We start from the raw sequence: 26,037 nt of genomic DNA on the forward strand, positions 1-26,037 counted from the left end.
GCAAAGTTTGACTGAGTTCACAATATATAACCAAAAATTGAGATAACCAATAAACAGAGATATGGAGTATTGATATGAGTGGACAAGGATCTACAGGAAATGTAATCGCTGCGGTTGCAAGTTTTTTTATTCCGGGACTTGGGCAGCTGGTTCAGGGAAAAATCTTTTTTGCGGTGTTTTTCTTCGTCGTATGTAGCTTAGGTTATTTTTTCTGGTGGCTGGTGTTCCCAGGTGTGATTGCTGTGGTGGCTCACCTATGGGCGATTATTGATGCAGCGCTGTATAAAAGCAGCTGATCGTGTGAGTCTCGTCTAGACTTTTATTGATATAGAAACTTGGGTTGTCTATGACAAATAAAGAGGAAGCGGATCTCAAGATTGATCTGAAAAAGCTTGAAAAAGCGTGTGAGCAAGCATTAAGTGAACATAAGACGTTAGCTGAAATTAAGAACATTACGCCTAAAGAGCTGGAAGTTGTTTATGCTAAGGGATTAGAAAAATACAATGCTGGCAAGCCTGACGAAGCCATGACTGAGTTTACCTATTTAGTCATGCACATGCCTTGGGACAGGCGCTTTCAAATGGCGCTTGGTTCAACTTTGCATTGGCTTGGTGAATTTAAACATGCTCTGAATTTTTATGGTTATGCGTTGGTGATGGATGCCTGTGACCCAGGGGCAACGTTTCGCATTGGCCAATGCTTCTTAAGTTTAGGGGACGAACCTTCAGCTCGTGAAGCGTTACAAACGGCCATAGATCAGAGTTATATTCGCCCTGATGAACACCATATTGGTGAACAAGCCAGAAAATTACTTGATGAGCTGAACGGGCGCTAAACAAGAATTGTTTTGTCGTTGAATCTATGGGCTTGTTTGAGACGATCTGGTTTATTCCTTTTCTTTATATACCTTGTTTCCCCATGCTGAAGTGCTTAACCCTTTAATACGTGGTGGGTTTTCAGGTTTGTTATCAGATAGGCCATCATCATTGAATATCGTTGGTTAATCGAGCGTTAAAGCGGAGCAGGTAAATACGTGATTTTGCTGATCGATAGGATCCGTAAATGCTAATTTTTGGGCAAGTAAATTCAAAGGATTTTCGAAAGTCGGCTCAGATTTTGGCTGTAATTCTGGATAAAAGCGATCATTCAATATTGGCATTCCAAGCCCAAGCATGTGCACGCGAAGCTGGTGGGTTTTACCTGTTATTGGCTCTAATTCAAACAGGCCATAATCTCCCTTTACTTGAATTAATCGAATCTTAGAGTGGGTGTTTGCTTCACCGCTGGTTTGCTTGACTAAAAAAGAAGGCTCACCTCTGACGAGTTTATCTTTTATTTCCCAGTGTTGTTGACCACGTTGTGTGAATTCGGAGCGGGCTTCAGGAGTAAGCTTGGCAATGGCTTGATATTGTTTATGGATATTACCGTCTTTAAATAAAGAATGATAAGTATTGCGACACTCTGGCAATTTGGTAAACAACATTAGCCCCGCTGTATCTTTGTCTAAGCGATGCGCAGGTGCGATAGTTTCAATGCCCGTTTTTATTCTAAGTCGATGAACTAAGCATTCATTGACATAGTTACCACTGGGAGTAACGGGTAAGAAGTGCGGCTTAAAGACAATCAAGAAACGGTCATTTTCAAATAAAATTCGTTCTGTAAAAGGGACTTTTGTCTCTTGTTGTACTTCACGGTAGTAATACACACGCTGCCTCGGTCGGCAAAGCGTGTCGAGGTTTAATGATGAGTTATCTTGCCAATGAATTTTGCTCTGCTTTATACGCTGATGCCAAGTCTCTGCTGAAACATGTGGAAATTGCTGTATCAGGAAATCTACAACAGTGAGCTGTGAAGAGACGTTATCAGGGATAAAAATATAAGAAGGCTGTGCAGCTTGAGCAGACGATGACATTTAATAATTACAATTACAGTTAAGACCAAGGTCGAATTGTATCTTGAAGGCAACGTGAGTGAAAGTCTCCCTTAAGGTCGTTGCCGATGAATCATTAAATCGAGTGAGAGCAGGCTATTATTGTTAAGGTATTTTTTTATTCAGCGTAGATTTGCTAAAATCCCTTCCATTAAAACCAATTAGAGAGTGTTTGCAATGTCAATGTATGTAGTGGGGCATAAAATCCCTGATTCTGATTCAATCTGTGGTGCTATCGCACTGGCGTATTTGAAAAATCAAATCGGCGAGCCAGCAAAAGCGTCGCGTTTAGGTGAGCCATCGCCTGAGACTCAATTTATTCTGGATCGTTTTGGTTTCGAAGCACCAGAATTAAAAATGAGCTATGCAGGAGAAGAAGTTTACATCGTTGATCATTCAGAGCTAACTCAAGCACCAGATGATATTGCAGAAGCAACGATTGTTGGTATTGTTGATCACCACAAGTTGGGCGACTTGACTACGTCTACCCCACTTGAGTGTTGGATCCGCCCTGTAGGTTGTTCAAACACAGTGATTAAGATGATGTATGACTTCTACAATGTAGATATTCCAAAAGACATCGCTGGTATCATGTTGTGTGCGATTTTAAGTGACACGGTTATCTTTAAATCACCAACATGCACGACTGCAGATATTCGTTGCGTTGAAGCGCTTGCAGAGATTGCAGGCGTTGAAGATTTCAAAGCGTTAGGCATGGAAATGTTTAAAGTGAAGTCTGCCGTTGGTGGTACTGCGCCTCGTGATCTTGTGATGCGTGATTTTAAAGACTTCAACATGAACGGTAACCTTGTTGGTATTGGTCAACTTGAAGTGGTTGATTTATCTGTATTTGATAACATTAAAGCAGACCTAGAAGCAGATATTGCAGCGCTAAAAGCAGAAGGTAACCGTCATACGGTTATGTTGTTGCTCACCGATATTATGCAAGAAGGTTCTGAGCTTCTTATCGTGAGCGATGATGAAGAGTTAAGTCAGAAAGCTTACGATATCGCTACTGAAAACGGCCGTGCTTGGTTGCCGGGTGTATTAAGTCGTAAGAAGCAAGTTGTACCACCGCTTCAAGGTGTGTTTGCTTAATTTATTCTAGTTTGAAGCTTGGGCCAGTACCTGAGCTTCACTTCATTAAGTTCTTTTCGCATTGTCTTGCAGTTCGTTGAGTGTTTTAACTATCGTTTGGAACTCTGAAGATGATTTAAATTTATTCAAGTTTATATTGGCAATAGGTTTTGCTTTAAGTAACGGAAGATTACCAACTTGTACTGCGTAAAATATCAGTGTTTGCCCGCCAGATTTTCGATTGTTCGGGCTTGCGTTAGCTTCAACCTAAAAAACTCAGTTGAACGCTAAATGACTTTTTAAGCCCATGAAAGTAAATTAATAACCTGATTGAATATTATCACCTGTTGGGTGAATCGCTCTACGCTCACAAGCTGGTTAAAATTGCCGTTATCTGCGTTAGAACATTTGCAAGTAGATTAACTACTTGCTGCACGCTCTTCCTTGCTACCGATAATTTTTTCTGCGCTTGAAAACGTACCCAACTGAGTTTTCTAGGTTCAAGAAGCTGAGTGATATAACTATCTTGGGATGATGCTTGATTTTCTATAGCCCAGATGAGCAGCGTCTGTCGTTTAAAAAATTAGATGTAGCAGGAAAACGACCTTTTTGAGTATTTGGCTTGCTTTTTAGTTCAAGCTGATTTATTGGCGAACTATGGGAAGAATGAGTTGTTGATGTTGTTTTTTCTAACATATTCAATTTATCGTATTTTATACCCATGATACTTGAAGATGCATGTTTCAGGACTTTTTCAGCGCCAATTCTTTGAGGCGCATTAGCGAAGGAATATCGGGATTCTTTCGAGCTAATGTAACAAAGAAGAATTGGCGCTGAGAAGTCCACGCAGTGCGAGTTGCACAGCTTGTTACTCTTCGTTGCCAGTGCTAACAATAGCTCACTATTTCCGCACACCGTCGCCTTGATTAACAAGTTGTGCATTCTCGCTGAAATCGAGCATCTTTAGGTATCATGGGTATACCGCACCGCTTCGTTCATGGTTTTTGCTGAACACTCACTTAACCATCATTAGATTTTACAGGTGTTGAATGCTTACAACTATCTGTAACAGCTTATAAAATATCTTACTAGAATAGTTAAGCTTTTACGTTGAAGGGAAAGTAAGATTGAGGTTGTTCATATCATCATCACTGAAATGTAGCCATACTATTCGGTCTTGTCGTTAGCTTTGACTTTTTAATTAATCTAAGTTCATTTATTAGAAATATTCTGTGAATAGAGACTTATATATAATTGAGTAAATTGTTTTAGATATGATCTTCATTATTGGGGGCAATATGGCCAGTGTTAATCATTCTGGTATCCAACAAGTGAGTTTTGATGGGGGGCAAGTCAGTAAAGTATCCGAAGATCTTATTCTCAACATTAAGGCTGCAGCGCCTAATTCAAAGTTCAAATTTCGCGTTGAATTTTGGGGAGTGCACTATAAAAGTAGTGATAAGACTTGTCTGCTTTCTTTTTTGACTCAAGTACATAAAAAGACTAATGGTACAATTAATTTGAGAATGGAAAACACAGGTTGTTTTGGCGCAATAAGCAGCGAAGTACCAGAAAGATTACAAGCATTTTTAAATGAAAAGTTAGTGCCTGTAAAATCTGCTAAGCCAATAACTCAAGGTATCGAAAAGCCAGATAAAAAGTCAGCGCCAGCAGAACCCGCTAAGCCAAAAACTGAAGGCACCGCAAAATATTTGGTGCTACCAAAGAAAACCAGCGCTGAAGAATCACTTTTTGGAACTGAATCTTGGCTTGATGATTATCTATAACCTATTGAACTAAAGCACTTTAGTGGCTATAAACCCACAAAGAAAAAGTTATCTAAGTTACGATTTTACTGAGTGTTCACCTGTTATTTTGGTAATCATGCGGTTAGCAATAGTTTTAAGAGCAGAATATTTTTAGGGTCTGTTGATCTTTCGTGATTGCTTTTGCAGCGATAAATTGGTTATTTCTACAAGTGGAGAGAATAAAGGGGAAGCATCTAATCAACTCTTAAAACTACGGCTTTTGAAGTTAAATATGTTTAATTTGATTGTGATACTAAAAAGAAGTTTGAATGGTGAATGTAAAGTATTAAATAAGGTTTTTTGCTATGAATATAAAATGCTCTAAACTCGTTCTTATTTGTTTATTCCCTCTAACTGCTTCTGCCACCATTCAAGTTAATCAATTGACCGCTCTAGGAAATAATCAGTTTATGGATTCGCAAGGGTTTGTAGAAAATTACACTTGCCCTGCTGGAGGTACGCCTTTAGTGATCTATTCAACGGCCGTAAACAATCAAACTCCGATTCGATCTAAAGATTCAATTCCTGCTGCATATGTTGCCCCTAACTTCAAAGCGTCTCTGCTTACTATTCCAGAGATTCAACAAACCGACGTGAGTTCGAAGAAATATCTGACGGTCAGAACAAGAACCCCTGCTGACGCCTTCATTCAATTCAATCTCACTCGCTTTGATCAACAAAAATTTTTCGTTAGTAGTGTCCAGTTCCCTGTGCCGTACTTAAAGAGTGAAAAACAGGGAAATAGTAAAAAGTATGTTACACAGGCTTATGTTCAATTGGATAACAATGCAAATGGCCAAAGTAAATCTTTACCTATCAGAGATTATAGCTTTGACTTAGATTATCGACTGGATGTTATGGCGAATATTCAACAACTCAGTGGTTATTTCATTACTTGGAGTCAAGCTGGTAAGTGGGGAACAGCTAGCGATCAGAAATTTACTAACGTTCCCTATATCTTTTCGTCACTGGTTTCGGAAGATGATCCAAACTTTTACAATGGGTATGGTGCTTGGGTTTGTGGCGCAACAAAATAATTAAAAAAAAGAGCCTGCAAACGCAGGCTCATGATTGTATACCCATGATACTTGAAGATGCATGTTTCAGGACTTTTTCAGCGCCAATTCTTTGAGGCGCATTAGCGAAGGAATATCGGGATTCTTTCGAGCTAATGTAACAAAGAAGAATTGGCGCTGAGAAGTCCACGAAGTGCGAGTTGCACAGCTTGTTACTCTTCGTTGCCAGTGCTAACAATAGCTCACTATTGCCGCACACTGTCGCCTTGATTAATAAGTTGTGCATTCTCGCTGAAATCGAGCATCTTCAGGTATCATATGGGTATATAAAGAGAATATTAATTATTCTCTCTAGCTATTGCACGGTAAGCAATATCTGTACGGAAATACACATCATCCCAATGCACCTCGTTCACTAAACCATAAGCGAGTTTTTGTGCTTCAGTAACGGTATTACCAAGTGCCGTTGCGCAAAGCACACGGCCACCGTTAGTAACAACATGACCATCTTTTTCAGCGGTACCCGCATGGAACATTTTGATGTTGTTATCGCCAATAGTCAGCCCTGAAATTACATCACCTTTGCGAGCAGCAACTGGGTATTCACCTGACGCCATTACTACGCCAACTGCCGCACGGGCATCAAATTCAGCGGTCACTTTATCGAGTTCTCCTCGCATTGCCGCTAGGCAAAGCTCAACGAGGTCTGATTGCAGACGCATCATGATTGGCTGAGTTTCAGGGTCGCCAAAGCGGCAGTTGTATTCCAGAACTTTAGCGGTACCGTCAGCCGCAATCATTAGCCCTGCATACAAGAAGCCAGTGTATGGGTGGCCTTCCGCTGCCATGCCTTCAACCGTTGGCTTTATGACGTTACTCATAGTCCAATCGTGAATCGCTTGTGTGACAACAGGTGCTGGCGAATAAGCGCCCATACCGCCGGTATTTGGGCCGTTGTCGCCATTATCTCGGGCTTTATGATCTTGGCTGGTGGCCATTGGCAGGATGTTTTTACCATCAACCATAACGATAAAGCTGGCTTCTTCGCCTTTTAAGAATTCTTCGATAACCACACGAGAACCTGCATCACCAAATTTGTTGCCAGCAAGCATATCTTCAATCGCTGCTTCCGCTTCCGCTTTATCTTGGGCGATGATCACACCTTTACCAGCCGCTAGGCCGTCAGCTTTAATCACAACAGGATAACCTGTTTTTTCTGCTAATTGTGCTGAAAATACTTTTGCAGGCTCGATTTCAGTGAAGTTCTGATAATCCGCTGTAGGGATTTTATGGCGCGCTAAAAAGTCTTTGGTAAAAGCTTTTGAGCCTTCAAGTTGTGCAGCTCCTTCGGTTGGGCCAAAGATCGGTAAATCAGCAGCGCGGAACGCATCAACCACACCGATAACTAATGGCGCTTCAGGGCCAACAATGGTCAGTGCGATATCGTTGTTTTTAGCGAAATCAATCAAGGCATTGATGTCTTCAACGCCAATGGCAACATTTTCCAGTTTAGGTTCTAAGGCTGTGCCCGCATTACCCGGAGCCACAAATACCGTGTTTACGTTTGCGTTTTGTGCGGCTTTCCATGCTAGGGCGTGTTCACGGCCACCGCCACCAATTACAAGAATGTTCATATTCAATTCCTTGACATTTGGGTCACTCCTGCGAAAGCAGGAAATGACATAACGACAGTTTTGTATTCTAGTGACTTTAAGGTTTATTTAACCTAAAGTCACTGGATACCCGCTTTCGCGAGTATGACTATTAAAGCTTAAAAATTAATGACGGAAATGGCGCATACCAGTAAATACCATCGCCATATCATGTTCATCAGCAGCGTCAATGACTTCTTGATCACGCATTGAACCACCAGGTTGAATGACACAAGTAATGCCCGCCGCCGCAGCAGCATCAATACCATCACGGAATGGGAAAAAGGCATCTGACGCCATGACTGAACCCGGAACCGTTAATCCTTCATCTTCTGCTTTAATGCCTGCGATTTTTGCACTATACACGCGGCTCATTTGGCCTGCACCCACACCGACAGTCATGTGGTCTTTGGCATACACAATTGCATTAGACTTAACGAACTTAGCCACTTTCCAACAGAACATTAGGTCTTTCATTTCTTCAGCTGTTGGTTGACGTTTTGAAACCACTTTTAGCTCTGACTCTGCAACCATACCTTGGTCACGGTCTTGTACTAACATGCCACCGTTTACACGCTTATAGTCAAGCGCTGATAATGCTTGTGACCATTCACCGCTCTCAAGTAAACGCACATTTACTTTGGCTGATACTACTTGCTTTGCAGCTTCGCTGATTTTAGGGGCAATGATCACTTCAACAAACTGACGTTCAACGATAGCACTTGCTGTTGCTTCGTCTAATTCACGGTTGAATGCGATGATGCCACCAAATGCGGAGGTTGGGTCGGTTTTGAATGCGCGGTTATAGGCTTCAAGAATGTCTTCGCCTAAAGCCACACCACAAGGATTTGCGTGTTTTACAATCACACAAGCTGGTTGCTCAAATTCTTTAACACACTCTAGTGCTGCATCTGTATCGGCGATGTTGTTGTATGAAAGCGCCTTACCTTGCAGTTGAGTTGCGGTAGCAACAGAAGCTTCAGAAATGTTGTTTTCAACATAAAATGCGGCTTGCTGGTGGCTATTTTCGCCGTAACGCAAATCTTGTTTCTTCACCATTTGGGTGTTGAAAGTGCGTGGGAATCTAGAATCTTCAGTCACATTATCAAAGTGCGCAGGCACTTTAGTACCGAAGTAATTTGAAATCATGCCATCGTATTGCGCGGTATGTTCAAATGCCGCAATGGCGAGATCAAAGCGAGTCTCGTAGGTGGTGCTGCCATGATTGTCAGCAAGCTCTGCCAATATGCGACCGTAGTCATCGGCATTTACCACGATGGTGACATCTTTGTGGTTCTTTGCTGCAGCACGCACCATAGTTGGGCCGCCTATGTCGATGTTTTCAATCGCATCTTCAAGGGTGCAACCCTCTTTGGCAACGGTTTGAGCAAACGGGTAAAGGTTTACGGCAACAAGATCGATGCCAGCGATGTTGTTGTCGGCCATAACGGCTTCATCAACACCACGACGGGCTAGAATGCCACCATGAATTTTAGGGTGCAGCGTTTTAACACGGCCGTCCATAATTTCAGGATGACCTGTGTGATTAGACACTTCAATGACAGGCACATTGTTATCAGCTAATAGCTTGGCAGTGCCGCCTGTTGATAGAATTTCAACTCCTAGCGTATGTAATGCTTGAGCAAATTCTAGGATACCGGTTTTATCAGATACACTCAGTAGTGCGCGACGAATAGGTCTGGCGTTATTCATTGTGGGTACTTAATCTTATTTTAGTTTCAAGGATTTTTCGGAAAATAAGCGTCGGCCGCCTACTTTCCAAAAAGCCCTCGAAAGTACCTCTTCGTCAGCGGTCGCTATTCTATCGTAAATCCTTTATTTCTGGTTTTTTTTCTGAGCTTTTTGCCCTTAAGTAAGCCGAAATTCAGTGTTTTCAAAATTGTTTTAATCGAAAACCTTGACCTTGGACTAAGCTCCAAGGTTTATACTCTGAAATACTGACGCCATAACAGGATGAATAAATGTATCGAATTGGAGAGTTGGCAGACCTATTCAATATGAAGTCTGACACGCTTAGATACTACGAAAAACACGGACTTTTGTCGCCTTCGGCTCGTACAGAGTCGGGTTATCGGATGTACAGCGAACAAGATGCTGTGTTGCTGAAGTTTATCATTCGGGCTAAGAGTGTAGGTTTTACACTCAACGAAATTCAAGAACTTGTGTCGATAGAAATGAATAAGTCTCAATGGGCTTGCGCTGATGTGAAAGGTCGAGTCGATATTAAATTGGATAAAATTTCCGCACAAATTGCAGAATTACAGCGTTTTCAAAAAGGATTGAAAGAGCTTTCAGACTCATGTTGTGGTGGTGATGAAAGTGCTGAGTACTGCTCAATTTTGGAAGCGTTAGATGACAGTTATAAAGAACATCGCCATGTTCACCATTGCGATAAAGTATTGCACCATGATGCAGAGGAGAAGTGACCATGTTGGTTGAGAATTTTCTAGAGTTATTTTTAGAGTCAGCACCTTGGTTACTCCTTGGGTTGTTAATTGCTGGTCTGTTAAAAATGTTCGTTTCGATGGAGTGGATGAACAAGCAATTGGGCGGTTACGGTTTTAAAACGGTAATCAAGGCGGCGTTATTTGGGGCGCCATTACCTTTGTGCTCATGCGGCGTTATTCCTGCTGCTGTCGGCCTAAGACGCGCGGGTGCGTCAAAAGCAGCGACCACAACGTTTATGGTTTCGACTCCTGAAACGGGTGTTGATTCTGTGAGCGTATCTTATATTTTGCTTGGTCCTTTTATGGCCATTGTTCGCCCGATTGCCGCAGTGATCAGTGCTATTGTCGCAGGAATGTTGGTGGGGCCAGACAGTAAGGATGATGTGATCACACAAGAGTCTAAAGCAGAATCAAAAGGTGACGTTCAATCCAGTTGTTGTAGCACTAAAAAAGTTGAACCAGTGAAAGCTGAAAGTGGTTGTAGTAGCCAAAAGCAAGAGTCTGTGAAAGCGGAGTCGAGTTGTTGTAGTTCGAAGTCTGAAAGTCACGAACATCATGGACATAGCCATTCACAAGCTGAGTCTCCACAAGGCTTTTTTGCAAAAATTATTGCAGGTATTAAATATGCGGCAACCGATTTAGTTCGTGATACTACGATTTGGTTATTAGTCGGTATTTTCTTTGCTGCTGTGGTCAAAACCTACGTACCTGAAGATTTCTTAGCACAGCATGGTAGCGGCATTATCGCCATGTTGGTGATGATTGCGATTTCAGTTCCTATGTATATTTGTGCTACGGCATCAACGCCCATTGCTGCGGGATTACTGCTTGCAGGTATTTCACCGGGGGCAGTGTTAGTGTTTATGCTTGCAGGCCCTGCGACCAATATTGCGACGTTAGGTGTAGTCACGAAAGAGTTAGGTAAACGTGCATTATTTGGCTATTTAAGTGGCGTGATTGGTGTTGCAGTGATTGCGGGCTTTATTACTGACTTTGTGGTCGAAAAGTACGGCATTGTGGTGGCACCACAAATCGGTGAGCAGCACGCAATGTTACCGCAAAGTGTGGTGGCGATCAGTGGTATTGTCTTAGCCTTGCTTATGGGTAAAGTGATCTACGACAAATTGCCGCTGAAATCTAAGCCTAAGGATTGTTGTTCGTAACTAAAAGAAAGGCATTCTTTGGATTTTCCTTAATTTATTATTGTCAGAGAATTAAAGATTATTCAAAGAGCCTGATTTAGCTTTTAAACAGTCAATATTTACTTTAGATCTAAAGACGAACATTGATCAATTCTTAGGGTCGTCTTATGAAAAAAAGTCCAATAATGCTTGCTATTGCTTCAGTACTTTCATTCAGTTTTTTACCAGGCATAAGCCAAGCAGAAAATACCCCAAACGTTAATTCTTCCAATAAAATAATCTTTCATACACATTTCCCTTATTCAGCATCAGATAGTGATTTAGATGTATTTAACATTCAGAGTAAGGACAGTAATGGTCATCTAATCAATAATAATTTTTCTCACGCCATTATTGCCTCGAATTTAATTGCTGGTGTGATGTATACGCATCTGATGAAAGAAAAATATCCAAAGCTTCAATTCAACAATGAATATATGATCGGCACCATGTTAGGGCAGTTGTTGCAGGAATCTGGTTTAGACAAAACGCGCATAAATACTAAATTCGCCGAAAATGATGATATTAATAATCCGGCGATAAAAGAATCTTATCTAATTGCAGGGCAAGGTGGTCCGTATCAAATCAACGATTATAGTAAGAAGTTACCTTTTGCCACTGCAAAGGGTGGGTTGGGGATTGTTAATTATGATGCTTTGCGCACAACCTTGGGATACAGTATTGATGATCAAGACAGTGGTAAGCAGACAGAAAATGTTGGACCTGATTCATTAGATAATTTGTATTTTGGTCCTATGGCAACTGCTTTTTATCATTTTAACGATGTTAATCGCCTAAATATAGAGTCAGCAACAAACTGGTATGTAAATCGAGATGCCTGGAAAAAGTGTTGGGGGGAAATGACAAACCCTGAACTTGCGAAAAATCCTAATGCTTTACGAGTAACAGATTTTATTATGAATGTTATTTATAATGCTGGTGATTACAGCCCTGTATTTTCATCTTACCTTAATGTTTGCACCAACCAAGATCCCAGTCAGCTAGCAAGCTTAAATGATTATTCATTGAATCCAAGTGATTATCGTGCAGCTATTGGAACGAAAGATTCAGGAGGAGATACTTACTATCGTTATCCAAGGCAAGTGTCTTTTTATGCTGACCAGTTGTTTGGTAAAGATTTATCAAAGTATGGCCTTAATATCAAAAATAATGTAGTTATTTCAATTAATGAGCTAAAGAATGTTTTCGCTAAAAGTATGAGTAAATTGTCATATAAAAGTGATCCTAGCAAAGACAGCTTAACGATTATTAGTAATCAAATTGTTGATGGTGCATTTAGATCTGCAATGGCTAATATGGATATATCCAGTAATAGAACATTCAGCCTTGCATCAGAGTCTGAACGACAATCTATATTCAAAGTGGTTGATAGCGCAATATCAAATATTGAGCACTTAACAAAGGCTGACTTTTCAGCTACAAGTTCAAATGAAGATAATCCTAATAACGATTCTTTGGTGCATATTTATACTGCGCCGAATATCAGTGGACAAATGTATTTTGTCGCTAAAGATCCTGCTGGCAATGTTTTAAATAATAATTACTTAAATCCAGGTGCTGAAATGACCATCGCTTCGAATGCTAATATCATTAGAATGTCAGACGGTTCAGTTTATTGTACTAAAGAAGCGGTTGATGCGTTTAAAGATATTACGGCATCACCTGACAACATCAAAACTAAGCAAATGAATGTAAATTTCCAAAATAGCACTTGTGATATATCGGTAGGTGATTATAAGCCTGCGCCAAAACCTGATCCAGTGAAACCAGGTAACTGGGATCCAAGTAAAAGTTATCCAGGGTGTTCAAAGCCAGTAAATTATCAAGGCCATAAATATCAAAATATTTGGTATGCGAATGCTGGAGAGACCCCTGATGAAAACTTTGGTAATAAGTCTGATGGTAACAAACCCTGGAAGTTTGTTGATTCATCATTAAATACTTGTAAATAATTGACTTTATATCAGTGCTACTTGTGAGTGTTCAGTTTATATGTTTGATTCGTTAAAGCGGATATAATTACGAAAATCACATTTACTGGCAGCACTATTAATACCGTTATCCAAATTATTTTAACCTAGAAAAAGCAGTTATCACGTTTTATACCCATGATACCTGAAGATGCTCGATTTCAGCGAGAATGCACAACTTGTTAATTAAGGTGACAGTGTGCGGCAATAGTGAGCTATTGTTAGCACTGGCAACGAAGAGTAGCAAGCTGTGCAACTCGCACTGCGTGGACTTCTAAGCGCCAATTCTTCTTTGTTACATTAGCTCGAAAGAATCCCGATATTCCTTCGCTAATGCGCCTCAAAGAATTGGCGCTGAAAAAGTCCTGAAACATGCATCTTCAAGTATATGGGTATATGTACTAACTGCTTTTATATTTAGACATCACAGTATTCATATTAGGGGCTGTTGATCTTTGTTGATATTTTCAGCAATGATTATTTTTGACGATAGCAAAGCGGAACAAGCGTTATTTAGTTCTTCTAAATGAGCGCAGTGACAATGCAGATAGCGTTAAAAATAACCATTGCCCTACGGGCTGAGTCTAAATCGCCTTACTCTGTGTTAAAAATAGTTTATTTAGATGACTAAATTGCACTATTTCCGCCTCGATTAAGGCGATTTATTGCTCAGCTGAATTATTAAACAAAGATCAACAGCCCCTAGGCGTTTTGGAATTTAAATTTTCTATCGGTGCTTCCTAGACGCCTAACTAACAGTTTGTTAGTGATTGCTTTGAGCTCGCTACTTGGCTTTGTACTCAATCACATTAATAAACCAAACTTGTTCACCGTTTGGTATAATGACCACCGCTTCATCATCCACTTCTTTTTTTAATAAAGCCCGCGCCATTGGGGCATCGATGGAGATGTAATCTTTTTCGCCATAGATCTCATCGGGACCGACAATGCGAAATTTCAACGTCTCACCTTGTTCGTTCTCAATTTCTACCCAAGCACCAAAGTAAACTTTGCCTTGTTGCTCTTTGGCATGATGGACAACCGTGAGTGCCTCAATACGCTTACGCAAGAAACGCACTCTACTGTCTATTTGGCGCAGTAAGCGTTTATTTTCTTTGTAATCAGCATTTTCAGAGCGATCACCAAGACTCGCAGCCCAAGCCACTTTTTTAGTTATCTCTGGTCGGTATTCTCGCCATAAATAATCTAACTCTTTTTTGAGCTTTTCCATGCCTTCAGGCGTAATCAAGTTTGTTCGCAATGGTATCATTCCGGTTTAAAAGTTAGTGACAGGATCGTCAAAAATCAGCTTGAGATCAATCCGGTTGTTGTTTAGTTGAGCGAATAAAGTACAAAGATAAAATTTTCAAAACGATTGTGATATGGTTAGCCCTCATTAAATTGCAGTTATAAAGAACGAGAGTTTATGCAAACCATTTCTCAGATCATCGCCGATGAATTGAATGTCTCAAAAAATCAAGTTGACGCCACCATCAAGCTAATAGATGAAGGTTCAACTGTACCGTTTATTGCCCGTTACCGTAAAGAGATAACAGGTGCGTTAGACGATACTCAACTGAGGACATTAGATTCACGCTTGGGCTATTTAAGAGATCTGTATGAACGTCGTGAAGTGGTGTTATCGAGTATCCAAGCTCAGGGCAAATTAACGCCTGAATTGAAAGCTCAAATTAAGCAAGCGGATACCAAAACTCGGCTTGAAGATTTATATCTGCCATTCAAACCAAAGCGTCGTACTAAAGGGCAAATTGCAATTGAAGCAGGGCTTGAGCCTTTGGCGGATTTCTTATTTGAACATCGCACCGCCGATCTTGAAACCAAAGCGGCTGAATGTGTAAATGCAGAAAAAGGCTTCGCAGATGTTAAAGCGGTATTGGACGGTGCTCGATTTATTTTAATGGAGCGTTTTGCAGAAAATGCAGACTTGCTGCAAAAGATCCGTAAGCAATTAAATAATCACTGCACTCTTGAAAGTAAATTAGTCAAAGGTAAAGAGAAAGACGCAGCTAAATACCGTGATTACTTTGAACATTCTGAGTTGATGGATAAGGTGCCTTCTCACCGAGCTTTAGCCATGCTGCGTGGACGTAATGAAGGGTTACTTTCCATTTCAATGAATGCAGATCCAAACTCAGAGGCGAAACTTGGCAGTTATTGTGAAGTCATTATCGCCGAACATTTTAATCTTAAGTTCAGTGATTCGTCTGTAGATCAGTGGTTAAAAACAGTAGTGAATGCTACTTGGCGCGTAAAAATTGCGCTTCAGATGGAAAATGAGTTCATCGCATCATTGCGTGAGCGTGCAGAGTCCGAAGCAATTAACGTTTTCGCCCGTAACCTGAATGATTTATTGATGGCACCACCTGCTGGTGCAAAGGCCACAATGGGTCTGGACCCAGGCCTACGTACTGGTGTAAAAATTGCCATCGTAAATAAAACCGGCAAGCTGGTGGCACACACAACAATTTTTCCTCATGAGCCGCAAAAGCAATGGGACAAATCAGTTAAAACTCTAGCTAACTTAGTGAATATGCACAAGGTTGAGCTGTTAGCCATAGGTAATGGTACTGGCTCTCGTGAAACGGATAAGTTGGCATCAGAAGTCATAGCCGCCGTGAAAGAAAAGCATTCATCAGTCACTAAGGTTATGGTGAGTGAAGCAGGAGCATCGGTATATTCGGCATCTGAATTGGCGGCTGCAGAGTTTCCTGATCTCGATGTGTCATTGCGTGGGGCGGTTTCTATTGCTCGTCGTCTGCAAGACCCAATGGCTGAACTGGTTAAAATCGAACCAAAATCTATCGGTGTGGGTCAATACCAACATGATGTAAACCAAAGTCAATTATCACAATCTCTAGATGCCGTGGTGGAAGACAGTGTTAACTCTGTGGGTGTCGATTTAAATATGGCATCAATGGCTTTGCTGGCCCAAGTGGCTGGGTTTAGTAAAACGTTGGCGAAAAACGTAGTGGCGTTTCGTGATGAGCATGGTGCCTTTAGTGATCGTAAACAACTATTGAAAGTCGCTCGTTTAGGTCCTAAGGCTTATGAGCAAGCCGCAGGTTTCTTAAGAATTCGTGATGGTAAGAATCCGCTGGACGCCTCGGCGGTTCACCCTGAGGCTTATAACGTTGTTGAACGAATCGCTGAGCAAACACAGGTTAGTGTCGCTGACTTAATCGGTAATAGTGATTTATTAAAGGGTATCGAATCTAAGACATTTGTGACTGAACAGTTTGGTGAATTTACCATTAATGACATCATTACTGAGCTGAATAAACCAGGGCGTGACCCTCGTGGCGAGTTTAAAACCGCAACTTTTAAAGACGGTATTGAAGAAATTAAGGATCTAGAACTTAACATGATCCTAGAAGGCGTGGTATCTAACGTGACTAACTTTGGTGCTTTTGTTGATGTTGGTGTTCATCAAGATGGCCTAGTCCACATATCTTCATTAACGGATAAGTTTGTCAGTGACCCACATACGATTGTGAAAGCTGGCGATGTGGTTAAAGTGAAGGTCATGGAAGTGGATGTTGCCCGTAAGAGAATTGGTTTAAGTATGCGCTTAGATGAACAAGCTGGACAACAAAAACAAGCAAGTAACCATAAACAAAATTCGAAACCACAACATAAAAATCAAGGTCAGAAATCACATTCTCATAAACCGAAACAACAAAAAAATGAAGCGATGGGTAATGCCTTTGCTGAAGCGTTTGCAAAGATGAAGAAATAGTGACTTTGATTGACTGAGTGGTTAACCCCATTCACTCAATTTAGACTTAGGTTTGCTTTCTTGAGTTTGATAAGCGGAATTTAGATTTTTTTTGACTTGTTTAACGTCCTCTTGATTGAGGACGTTTTCATTTTCAGACAAGTCACTTGTTTCACTGTGGTTTGAGTCCGTCGCTTTTGCATAAATTTTGATATCTTTGCGCGATAGGGCCGCATATTTTACAGCCAGCATCTCTTGTGCTTTTACACTTTCTTTTTCTAACTCTTCTGATAGAGAAACATCATCTTCATCTGTAGATGCTGATTGTCGATGTTGTTGTTCATGATGTTGTTGTTCATGATGTTGTTGGTTGGAATCATGTTCTTTTTCAGGATCAATTGCACGTTCTTCATGGAGCTTATTGACTTTGTCGGTGGGAGCAACGCTGGATTTGTGTTCATTATCATTACGTACTGAATCTGTTGCAACGTTGGTGGTCACAATAGGTACATTTGGGTAATTGGTAATGATAGCCATGACGATTATCCTAACGCTATATTTGCTCCTTGTTAGTATGAATAATAGTCGTGTTTGCCTCGTTTTTAAAGGTTTTTTAACCAGTTAAGCAGTGCTTCACTAAATTCTTGTGGGTGTGAAAAGAAAGGAGCGTGGGACGCTTTTTTGATGACATGATCCGTAACATCACCATGATGACGTGGCATTTTTGGCGGTAAGTGACGAGGTACTAGACCATCGAGCCTGCCCCACATGCGTAACCAAGGTTGCGAAATATGTTCAAGTTGTTCACGTAAATCTACGTGCTGTAAAAATTGTAGGCCCTGGGCTAGTGCGGCTTTATCTGGCAAAGGGCGTGACAAAACGTGTTCTTTTAGTAACTTAATATCTCGTTTTGCGGTTTCGCTGCCCATAGCTTGAATCGCAAGAAACCGTTCAATGACCGTTTTGACATCTAAATTGAGCTGATTAGCAAACGTCGTCAGTACTTTCGCATCAATTCCTGGCCATTGATTTTGCGGTTCTGCAACAAAGTAGGGCGATGATGCAACTGTCACAAGGGCTTTAACATGTTCAGGGTGGTGTAACGCTGCGGTTTTAGCCACTAATCCTCCCAATGACCACCCTAACCAGACACTATTTTTCGGTGTGTTTTCTGCGATCATCTTTACCCATTCATTGATGTTTCCTGATTTAGACTGACTATAGCCGTAACCTGGCAGGTCGACATAATGCACTCGAAAGTGAGCTAATTCTGATTGCAGTGGCGTAAAAACACCGCTGTTCATTCCCCAGCCGTGAAGCATCACGATATCTTTCCCATGTCCAATAGACTCGATATGAAGTGGAGAATGTGTCATTAATAGTGCTCGAAATAATTCAATGGAGTGACATTATATCGAAAATTCAATGCAAAGAGTGTGGCAATACGGACTAAAGTCACTGCTCAGACTTCTGCCAAATCGTTGTATTGCCTGTCGTCAAAGTTTACAGAGTGATGAACAAGGCATATGCGCAGTTTGCTTGAAAAGTGGCATCTATCAACAGCCTGTTTGTTTAGGGTGTGGTATCAACATTGCCGAACCCGGAGAATGCTACCTTTTGCCTTATTGTGGTGGATGCCAAAAATTAGAACCGATAAAAATTATTGCTCCTTGTAGTTATCACGATGGATTAGGTACTTGGATCGCTGCAATGAAATACCAGAAGCAATTCGCAGTATTAAATGCATTAAATTATGAGTTAGCGAAAAGCGTTCTAGAGTTGCAACAGCAGTCTTGGTACTCATTACCACAGGCGATCATCCCAGTGCCACTTCATCCTAATCGCTTGAAACAGCGCAGTTATAACCAAGCATGGTTAATCGCCTCGCAATTGAGTCAATTATTGGCTCTTCCTTTAATTGATGATGTTCTCATCAGAGTAAAAGACACGCAGGCGCAAGCCGGTTTAGATGGAAAGCAAAGAAGAAAAAACATCAGTGAGGCATTCGAATTGAATAATGAGTTCGCCTATCAGCGTATTGCTCTGGTTGATGATGTGGTTACAACGGGGACAACGGTCAATGAAATTGCTCAATGCTTTCAAAGGCGAAATATTGATGTTCAAGTGTGGTGTTTGGCGAGAGCTGAAGCACCTGACCTGAATACCTGAAGGATTACTTACAACTTCTGAACTAATTCTTGTTCAATAATTTGCAACGGTATATTTAAAGGTAAGTATTTGTGTTATTTGAACCTCATTTTTAAAGCGCTGTTTAGTACTGTTGCTTTTGAAACTAATGAAGGTATTGGTACGTTAATTTACGAGGAGTCAGTTATGACTACGGTCAGTAATACTTCAGCAAGCTCAGTTGATCAAACTTCAGTTAAACCTGCCAGTGACGGCTGGGATGATAGCAAGCACTCTGCTTTAGCTGATTTTTTTCATCGACATTGTCCAAAAATTACCAATGATGTCGAGGCGGTTGGTAAAGACATCAAAAATGGCCTGCATGCTGTGGCAGATATGGCTCATCAAGCGGTGGGGGCTGGCGAAGACATTGTTGCACAGATTAAAAAAGACGGTGGCTTGAAGGAAGCAATGAAGGATGCAGTTCATGATATTGAACAAGGAAAAAATCCTCTTAAAGGCGTGATCAATCAGAAGCACATTGAGGCACTAAAAAATGATGCTTCAAAACTTAAAGAAAACATAGAGCAACTGGCGCAAGATGGAAAACCTTTTGGTGAAGATATCCTTAATGCAATGATACAGGCGAAAAATGCTTCAGGTGATATTGTGGACTTAGTTGGTGTCGCTGGAGAAATTCTAAGTGGACAATTACCTCCAGGAACACTTCAACGAGTAGAAACTGATGCCAAAGGAATTATCAGTGATTTATCTAAAGCAATGCAGTGGAATAATACTGTAAAATCATAAGTTCTTGAAATTTTACATTGACGATAATGAAGTCTAAACCCTTCTATTTTATGTCGATTTAGAGGCTTTGAGTGTTCCTAATACAGGATGATCACTCATAACGAGTTAGCGCAGCATGTGTGCTGCGCTAACGATTATCTTATAGAGAGCTCGGCGCAAAGAACAGTGCGTTAGCAACAACTTTCTCTGACCCTAACCAGATATTTCTGAACAGAAGGTTATCAGCAAAACCAATCACACGCCCACGCCCGATTCTTTCCACAATAAATGCGGATTTATTTGGGTAAACCGATTGATAGTTCGAAGCCATAAAGCCACTCGACAGTGTGTCTTTACTATAATCGGCTGCTACGACAAAAGGCTTGTTTGGCTGATTGAAAGCTAAGGTGCCTTTTTTCATTACTTTAAGTTGTGGTTTATTTAAACCAAAGCTGAGTGGGTGAGTGAGATCGAGGTCAAGATTAACAATTGCCCCACCAATGGTTTTTTTCGCACGTAGATTAGCTCTATCCGCAAAATTTAACCCATCGGTTTCAAACAAAGCATCAGCCTGTTTACGGTCAAATAAGTCAGTTTTAATCAATCCGTGTTTTTTCAACCAGCTATTGGCACTTTTCATCGCAATGATGGTTCCACCTTGGCGGACAAACGCTTTCAATTGCTCAGCTTGTTTATCTCCGAGCTCACCATAATTGCCATGGGCCATAATAATGTGACTGTATTGATTCGTATTTATGCGGCTCAATCTGCGGGTATCAGATAGCGTTACAGGCATCTGGAGAGTATTATCCAGATAATTCCAAACTTGACCGACTTCCATTGGGTTTGTACTACCATCAGTGAGCAATAGTGGTGTAACAGGTAGTACTTGTTGCACATCTGGGCTACCTAAATCACCACCGCTGATTGCTGCAAAAGTGTTTACTTGGGCAAGTTGCGTTGCATGAATACGAGCCGCTGTTTCCAATACTCGGATAATTTGTTTTCTTGATAAGTTATCTTGAGTCAAATTTACTTGTAGGCTACCAGCCCCGAAATTTTGTTTATTATTCGCTGTGAATGGTTTTACAGTAAACTTTACAATCACACCTTGAGCTAACACTTGTTGTAACCAAGGTGCGGCACTGCCTTGCTGCCAATCAACCAATACTGCAACGCTATCATCATGGATGTTAACTTCGACTTGATTTGGCTTTGATGAAGTGAGCTTTTTGGCTGATAAACTTGCGTCATCTACAACAGTCAAATTAAATGCGGCTGCCATATCAAAGCTTGAGACGTCATAGAAAGTGGCATCTTTAAAGTTTGTACGCTTATCAAATAATGCTGCCACTAAATCCACTTGAGGTTGTTGGCTTGGAATGAATAAGCTGTCATTGGGTGTGAAATTCTGTTTATTTTCTGTCACATTAGACGTTAAGTAAGAAAATTGAATTTTATGTTGTTTCAGCATTTCAGCAAATGCATCACGACGTTGATTGTCATTTCTCGTGGTCATTAACCAACCGTCTTGACTGCCTGACTTGAAAGCTTTTTCAGCAAAGAAGTCGTTTTGGTATTGATGTAACTCGTTTCTGACAGCAAATGCGCCTTTTAGGCTTGAAAGTGAAGTTGCGAATTGGTTTTGAATCGCACGCTCTAGCGTTACCACCCCATTCATTGAGGTTTGTGCTTTACCGCGCGCACTGGCTTGTTCATATAGAACACCGATAGCACCGTTAATATCAGGATAGGTCGAGCCTTTACCATAGAAGAAGTCATCGAAAGATTGTTTGCTGTAATACGCTTGCCCTAGACTATCTAATGCTGTGCGGTGATAGTTCGCGATTTTATCGGTGAGCTGTTGGTTTTTTTGTGGTGTTAATGGGTGAGTTCTACTCGGTACACCAGGCTGGAAAAAATAGCTTGAACGGTGGCCCATTTCATGAAAATCACCGACGTAATGCGGTTGCCACTTATGAAAAAGTGCCACTCGGCCTTGAGACTCAGGGTGACGTAAGAACAACCAATCTCGATTTAAATCGGCTAAATAGTGATTTAGCCGACCACGAGCCCAATGTTGGTGGTGCTCACGATTATTCGGGTCAGTATTCAAAGTATTACTGCGGTTGTTGTTTGCCCAAGTTGCAAATCTGTCCATGCCATCAGGATTTTGGCTAGGAGTAATGATCACGATTGCATCATCGAGTAAATCTTGTACCCATTGCTCTTTACTTGCGCTTAGGTAATAGCTCAACGCCATTGCCGCATGTGAGCCACTGGCTTCATCCCCATGAATGGAATAGGCTAACCAAATAACGACAGGACCTTTTGAACTTTTACCGTTTTTAACTTGACCACGAGCGTTGATGATTTTATCTAGGTTTTGTTGATTCGCTTTTGAAGAAATCACTAATGACAACTGCTGACGTTGTTCATGAGAAAAACCGGTTTCTTCAAGCGTTACTCGTTCACTGTTCTCTGCGAGTGTTTTAATGTATTGATTGAGCTGATCATGGCGTAAGTGCCATTTTCCTAGTGGGTAACCTAATAAAGTTTCAGGTGTAGGTAATTGCTGCAAATACTGTGCATCCGGCAATTCAAAGGTGCGTTTTATGTCAGCGTGAGCTGAAAGGCTAAAACCTGCGGACAATAATGCACCGCATAGTAATGAGCGTGTAAGAGGCTTAATCATAGTGTGTTCATTCTTTTTGTTTTGAATTTTTATGCGGCTAAGTTACCAGTTCGTAATTTAGATGTGAAATGGAAATGTGTTATTAAATTTATCATCGAATTAGTTAATGTCGATGATATAAGGTGGTCAAATCAGTGCTAAAATTGTTATCATGACGCAATTCCCAAGTAAAACACTCAGGTATAGCCTGAAGAAGTAGGTTTGAATGATTAGCATTTCTGAATCAGCACAAGAACACTTTGTTAAGTTATTGAAAGATCAGCCTGAAGGTACAGATATTCGGGTGTTTGTGATCAGTCCAGGTACAGCTCAAGCTGAATGTGGCGTGTCGTATTGTCCTCCAGATGCCGTTGAAGACGATGATATTTCGCTGGAGTTCAATGGCTTCAATGCTAAGATTGATCAAAAGAGCGCTCCTTTTTTAGAAGAGGCGAGTATTGACTTTGTTACGGACCAATTAGGTTCTCAACTAACACTGAAAGCACCTAATGCTAAGGTTAAAAAAGTTGATGATGATGCGCCATTAAAAGATCGTATTGAATATATGATCCAAGCTGAAATCAACCCGCAGTTAGCGAGTCATGGTGGTCACATTTTATTGTTAGAGATAACAGAAGAAGGTGAAGCGATTCTTCAGTTCGGTGGTGGTTGTAACGGTTGTGCTCAAGTTGACGTAACTTTGAAAGATGGAATTGAAAAGCAACTGCTTGAACAATTCCCAGGTGAGTTGACGGCTGTAAAAGATGCCACAGAACACCAACGTGGTGAGCATTCGTTCTACTAGCATCTTGATCTATTATTGATGAAAAACACCAGCTGAAAGCTGGTGTTTTTGTATTTATCTCACGTTTAACGGTAACGTTGGCTTTTCGGTTACATTCACTTCCGTCGTCATTTCTTTGCCGTTACGGATAAAGGTAATTTTAGCTTTTGAACCTGGCTTACTCTCAGCAATTCTATCTCTCAACATCCAAGTACCTTGTACGCCAGTAGGAATTTTCTCGCCGTTATAGGCAATAACAACATCATTAACCATTAAATGCGAATAGGCGCTGCTGTTTCTATCAACGCCTTGGATCAGTACACCAGAGAGATCAGGCAGCCTTAGTATTTGTGCGAGCTTTGGATTGGCAGCAACGGCTCCACCGTTAAAACCAATCTCTCCGCGAATCACTCTACCGTATTTTACGAGCTTACTCATCACGTCATAAGCCAGCTTAATCGGAATGGCAAAACCAAGAGATTGCTCGTTTTCACCTCTTACACGAAATGCGGCCGTGTTTATGCCAATGAGGTTTCCTTTAGTATCAATCAGTGCACCGCCAGAGTTTCCAGCATTAATTGCAGCGTCAGTTTGTAAAAACTCTTGATAACCAGCACTTAATCCAGCACGGCCAGTCGCACTTATGATGCCTTGAGTGATGGTTTGCCCTAAGTTGTATGGGTTACCAATGGCAAGAGCAACATCACCCACTTGCGGCATGCTTTTAACATCAAACTTTATCACAGGTAAATTAGTGCCATTTACTTTGAGGACGGCAAGATCTGTTGCTGGATCCATACCGATGATTTCAGCTTCAAACTGCTGACCATCTTGAAGTAATACGGCAATTTCATCAGCTTTTTGAATGACATGATAATTAGTTAGGATTAAACCATCTTTACGCATAATCACGCCTGATCCTAATCCCTGTAATCTTGATCTTGATTGTAAGGTTTTTGACGAGGAGCCACGTGCAGGCACAATATTGATGCTGTAAATATTAACTACAGCTGGGGCCGATTTTCGCACGGCTTTGGCAAAAGATAAACGTTCAGAGACATTCTCACGGCCAAACCATTCATTGATTTTTAGCTTTTGCCCTAAAGATGACGATAGCACAATCACCACGGTAGCCATGATCAAACCGAAGGCGATGGCTTTAGTGATGTATATCAGTGAATTCTTAAAAAACATATTGGCCCAGCAATCCATAAACCCGCAAAAGAACTTAAAAGTTTACCAGAGTCAGCCTATGAATCAAAATGATGGTTGGGGATAGATGTTATTGATATAAAACAAAAAGGAGGCGTCAGCCTCCTCTAGAGTAGAAACGAATCAGTTTTATCTAAGTATTAAGAATAAATGATTACCTTCACGGTCAATTTTTAAAGCCACTTGGCCTTCTTTATTTTTAAGTGCTTTACGTAACTGTTTAAGGTTACGAATTGAATTACGGTTGATGCCAACAATTACATCACCTTTTTGAAGACCCGCTGCGTCAGCTGGTGAGCCTGAAGCTACTTCCGTAATTTCGACACCTTTGCGTGTGTCTTTCAGTGCAGCACCTTGTAGCATCGGATGAAGTTCACCTGCACCTTTTTCTTGCACTTGTTTGGCTTCGCCCAACGTGACATTGACGTTTTTAGTCTTGCCATCACGAATAATGCCTAATTCAACTTTAGCGCCAGCACCAAGAGTCGACACTTTTGCTGCAAGTTCAGTAAATGATTTAATCTTACGGCCATTCACGCTCACGATGATGTCACCCGCTTTAATGCCAGCTTTATCCGCAGCACTGTCAGGTTGAACTTCATTCACAAATCCGCCGTGTTGAGAATCGAGGCCAAAGCCTTTAGCAAGCTCGCTAGTTAAGGTACGGCCTGTGACACCCAGTATGCCTCGACGAACTTCACCGTGCTCAATGATTTGAGTCACTAGGTTATGGACCATGTTTGCTGGAATGGCAAAACCAATACCTACGTTACCGCCGCTAGGTGCAACAATCGCTGTGTTAATCCCGATGAGCTGGCCTCGAAGGTTTACTAAGGCACCACCTGAGTTGCCGCTGTTAATTGCAGCATCTGTTTGAATAAAGTTCTCTAGCATTTCGATGCCTAGACCACTTCGGCCTAATGCACTTACGATACCTGATGTGACGGTTTGTCCCAACCCAAATGGATTACCAATAGCTACTGCAAAATCACCCACTCGCAAATTATCAGAGTTAGATTGTTGAATTTGAGAAAGGTTTTTAGCTTTGATTTGCAGTAATGCAATATCGGCTTCTGAATCACTGCCAATTAATTTTGCGGGTACTTCACGGCCATCTGTTAGGCCGACAGTAATATCATCAGCATTATCAATTACATGGTGGTTGGTAACGATATAACCTTTTTTGGCGTCGATAATGACACCGGAACCTAAACCACGGAACGGGCGTTTCTGTACTTGTTCTTGTGGTGCATTAGGGCCAAAAAAGTAACGGAAAACATCAGGTACACGTTGCTTAGAAACTTGAACACCAGAAACGTTGACTGAAACCACTGCTGGCGTCACCTTCTGTAGCATAGGTGCAAGGCTTGGCATCTCTTGGCCATCGACAGACTGTGGCATTGATGCTTGAGAAATCGCAGGGGTCAGCGTTAGTGCAGCGCCTAAAACGGCAGCTGATAGGACAGTTAGTTTTGTCTTCATCAATTTGTTGCTCCAAAAACGTTCAAAGTTTTAGATGATGAGTGTTTGATGAAAAGTAGCGCCTGGGTGTTACTTAATATCCACTCTCGTCCAAGTTGTTTCAATACTTG

21 protein-coding genes are annotated in these 26,037 nt (G+C 41.2%); 12 read left to right on the forward strand and 9 right to left on the reverse strand.

Going from position 1 to position 26,037, the window contains the following annotated elements; translation table 11 throughout:
* The first annotated feature begins 74 nt into the window (after positions 1 to 74).
* Positions 75 to 296, forward strand: coding sequence for a hypothetical protein (locus tag JQC92_RS03695; RefSeq protein ID WP_204998384.1), 222 nt, complete (start codon positions 75 to 77; stop codon positions 294 to 296).
* Between the two features lie 50 nt (positions 297 to 346).
* Complete coding sequence (locus JQC92_RS03700) at positions 347 to 835, forward strand: CesD/SycD/LcrH family type III secretion system chaperone (protein WP_204998385.1); 489 nt, start codon at positions 347 to 349, stop codon at positions 833 to 835.
* A gap of 165 nt (positions 836 to 1,000) precedes the next feature.
* Here JQC92_RS03700 and JQC92_RS03705 read toward each other — a convergent pair whose 3' ends face one another.
* Positions 1,001 to 1,912 (reverse strand): pseudouridine synthase, encoded by a 912-nt coding sequence (locus JQC92_RS03705; protein ID WP_204998386.1) that lies wholly within the window; start codon positions 1,910 to 1,912, stop codon positions 1,001 to 1,003.
* Positions 1,913 to 2,107: 195 nt separating this feature from the next.
* Here JQC92_RS03705 and JQC92_RS03710 point away from each other — a divergent pair, with 195 nt between their 5' ends.
* From JQC92_RS03710 to JQC92_RS03720, 3 genes are all read left to right on the forward strand, one after another.
* Positions 2,108 to 3,028, forward strand: a complete 921-nt coding sequence (locus JQC92_RS03710; protein ID WP_204998387.1) for a manganese-dependent inorganic pyrophosphatase — start codon at positions 2,108 to 2,110, stop codon at positions 3,026 to 3,028.
* A 1,277-nt stretch (positions 3,029 to 4,305) separates the two neighbouring features.
* Positions 4,306 to 4,794, forward strand: a complete 489-nt coding sequence (locus JQC92_RS03715; protein ID WP_204998388.1) for a hypothetical protein — start codon at positions 4,306 to 4,308, stop codon at positions 4,792 to 4,794.
* A 326-nt stretch (positions 4,795 to 5,120) separates the two neighbouring features.
* Positions 5,121 to 5,852, forward strand: a complete 732-nt coding sequence (locus JQC92_RS03720) for a hypothetical protein (RefSeq protein ID WP_204998389.1) — start codon at positions 5,121 to 5,123, stop codon at positions 5,850 to 5,852.
* Positions 5,853 to 6,169: 317 nt separating this feature from the next.
* Here the strand turns inward: JQC92_RS03720 and purD are convergent, their stop codons facing one another.
* Together purD and purH are read right to left on the reverse strand one after the other, a co-directional pair.
* On the reverse strand, positions 6,170 to 7,465 hold the full coding sequence (gene purD / locus JQC92_RS03725) for a phosphoribosylamine--glycine ligase (protein WP_204998390.1): 1,296 nt from the start codon (positions 7,463 to 7,465) through the stop codon (positions 6,170 to 6,172).
* 144 nt (positions 7,466 to 7,609) lie between these two features.
* On the reverse strand, positions 7,610 to 9,196 hold the full coding sequence (gene purH / locus JQC92_RS03730) for a bifunctional phosphoribosylaminoimidazolecarboxamide formyltransferase/IMP cyclohydrolase (protein ID WP_204998391.1): 1,587 nt from the start codon (positions 9,194 to 9,196) through the stop codon (positions 7,610 to 7,612).
* 269 nt (positions 9,197 to 9,465) lie between these two features.
* Here purH and zntR point away from each other — a divergent pair, with 269 nt between their 5' ends.
* The 3 genes from zntR (at position 9,466) to JQC92_RS03745 (ending at position 13,105) form a co-directional block, all read left to right on the forward strand.
* The gene (gene zntR, locus JQC92_RS03735; RefSeq protein ID WP_204998392.1) at positions 9,466 to 9,930 is read left to right on the forward strand and encodes a Zn(2+)-responsive transcriptional regulator; all 465 of its coding nucleotides are present in this window, start codon (positions 9,466 to 9,468) and stop codon (positions 9,928 to 9,930) included.
* A 2-nt stretch (positions 9,931 to 9,932) separates the two neighbouring features.
* The gene (locus tag JQC92_RS03740; protein WP_204998393.1) at positions 9,933 to 11,114 is read left to right on the forward strand and encodes an SO_0444 family Cu/Zn efflux transporter; all 1,182 of its coding nucleotides are present in this window, start codon (positions 9,933 to 9,935) and stop codon (positions 11,112 to 11,114) included.
* Positions 11,115 to 11,260: 146 nt separating this feature from the next.
* A complete protein-coding gene (locus JQC92_RS03745; RefSeq protein WP_204998394.1) occupies positions 11,261 to 13,105 on the forward strand; it encodes a hypothetical protein in 1,845 nt (614 codons plus the stop codon).
* Between the two features lie 802 nt (positions 13,106 to 13,907).
* On the opposite strand, the gene greB is transcribed toward JQC92_RS03745, so the two are convergent.
* Positions 13,908 to 14,384: a transcription elongation factor GreB gene (greB, locus tag JQC92_RS03750; protein ID WP_204998395.1), complete on the reverse strand. Its 477-nt coding sequence runs from the start codon at positions 14,382 to 14,384 to the stop codon at positions 13,908 to 13,910.
* 165 nt (positions 14,385 to 14,549) lie between these two features.
* On the opposite strand from greB, the gene JQC92_RS03755 reads away from it, so the two are divergent.
* Positions 14,550 to 16,880 carry a Tex family protein gene (locus JQC92_RS03755; protein ID WP_204998396.1) on the forward strand — a complete coding sequence of 777 codons (2,331 nt, stop codon included), beginning with the start codon at positions 14,550 to 14,552 and terminating at the stop codon, positions 16,878 to 16,880.
* A gap of 21 nt (positions 16,881 to 16,901) precedes the next feature.
* Here JQC92_RS03755 and JQC92_RS03760 read toward each other — a convergent pair whose 3' ends face one another.
* Both JQC92_RS03760 and bioH read right to left on the reverse strand, forming a co-directional pair.
* Complete coding sequence (locus JQC92_RS03760) at positions 16,902 to 17,396, reverse strand: hypothetical protein (protein ID WP_204998397.1); 495 nt, start codon at positions 17,394 to 17,396, stop codon at positions 16,902 to 16,904.
* A 65-nt stretch (positions 17,397 to 17,461) separates the two neighbouring features.
* Positions 17,462 to 18,235: a pimeloyl-ACP methyl ester esterase BioH gene (gene bioH / locus JQC92_RS03765; RefSeq protein ID WP_204998398.1), complete on the reverse strand. Its 774-nt coding sequence runs from the start codon at positions 18,233 to 18,235 to the stop codon at positions 17,462 to 17,464.
* 49 nt (positions 18,236 to 18,284) lie between these two features.
* On the opposite strand from bioH, the gene JQC92_RS03770 reads away from it, so the two are divergent.
* Positions 18,285 to 19,028, forward strand: coding sequence for a ComF family protein (locus JQC92_RS03770; RefSeq protein ID WP_239480331.1), 744 nt, complete (start codon positions 18,285 to 18,287; stop codon positions 19,026 to 19,028).
* A 165-nt stretch (positions 19,029 to 19,193) separates the two neighbouring features.
* Positions 19,194 to 19,796, forward strand: a complete 603-nt coding sequence (locus tag JQC92_RS03775; protein ID WP_204998399.1) for a hypothetical protein — start codon at positions 19,194 to 19,196, stop codon at positions 19,794 to 19,796.
* Between the two features lie 139 nt (positions 19,797 to 19,935).
* On the opposite strand, the gene JQC92_RS03780 is transcribed toward JQC92_RS03775, so the two are convergent.
* A complete protein-coding gene (locus tag JQC92_RS03780) occupies positions 19,936 to 22,470 on the reverse strand; it encodes a M14 family zinc carboxypeptidase (protein WP_204998400.1) in 2,535 nt (844 codons plus the stop codon).
* A 205-nt stretch (positions 22,471 to 22,675) separates the two neighbouring features.
* On the opposite strand from JQC92_RS03780, the gene nfuA reads away from it, so the two are divergent.
* A complete protein-coding gene (gene nfuA, locus JQC92_RS03785) occupies positions 22,676 to 23,254 on the forward strand; it encodes a Fe-S biogenesis protein NfuA (protein ID WP_204998401.1) in 579 nt (192 codons plus the stop codon).
* Between the two features lie 54 nt (positions 23,255 to 23,308).
* Here the strand turns inward: nfuA and JQC92_RS03790 are convergent, their stop codons facing one another.
* Together JQC92_RS03790 and JQC92_RS03795 are read right to left on the reverse strand one after the other, a co-directional pair.
* The gene (locus JQC92_RS03790; RefSeq protein WP_204998402.1) at positions 23,309 to 24,427 is read right to left on the reverse strand and encodes a trypsin-like peptidase domain-containing protein; all 1,119 of its coding nucleotides are present in this window, start codon (positions 24,425 to 24,427) and stop codon (positions 23,309 to 23,311) included.
* A 147-nt stretch (positions 24,428 to 24,574) separates the two neighbouring features.
* A complete protein-coding gene (locus JQC92_RS03795) occupies positions 24,575 to 25,927 on the reverse strand; it encodes a DegQ family serine endoprotease (protein ID WP_204998403.1) in 1,353 nt (450 codons plus the stop codon).
* Positions 25,928 to 26,037 lie beyond the last annotated feature (110 nt).

Origin of the sequence: Parashewanella hymeniacidonis (assembly GCF_016900895.1) — a bacterium.
GTDB classification, from domain to species: domain Bacteria; phylum Pseudomonadota; class Gammaproteobacteria; order Enterobacterales; family Shewanellaceae; genus Parashewanella; species Parashewanella hymeniacidonis.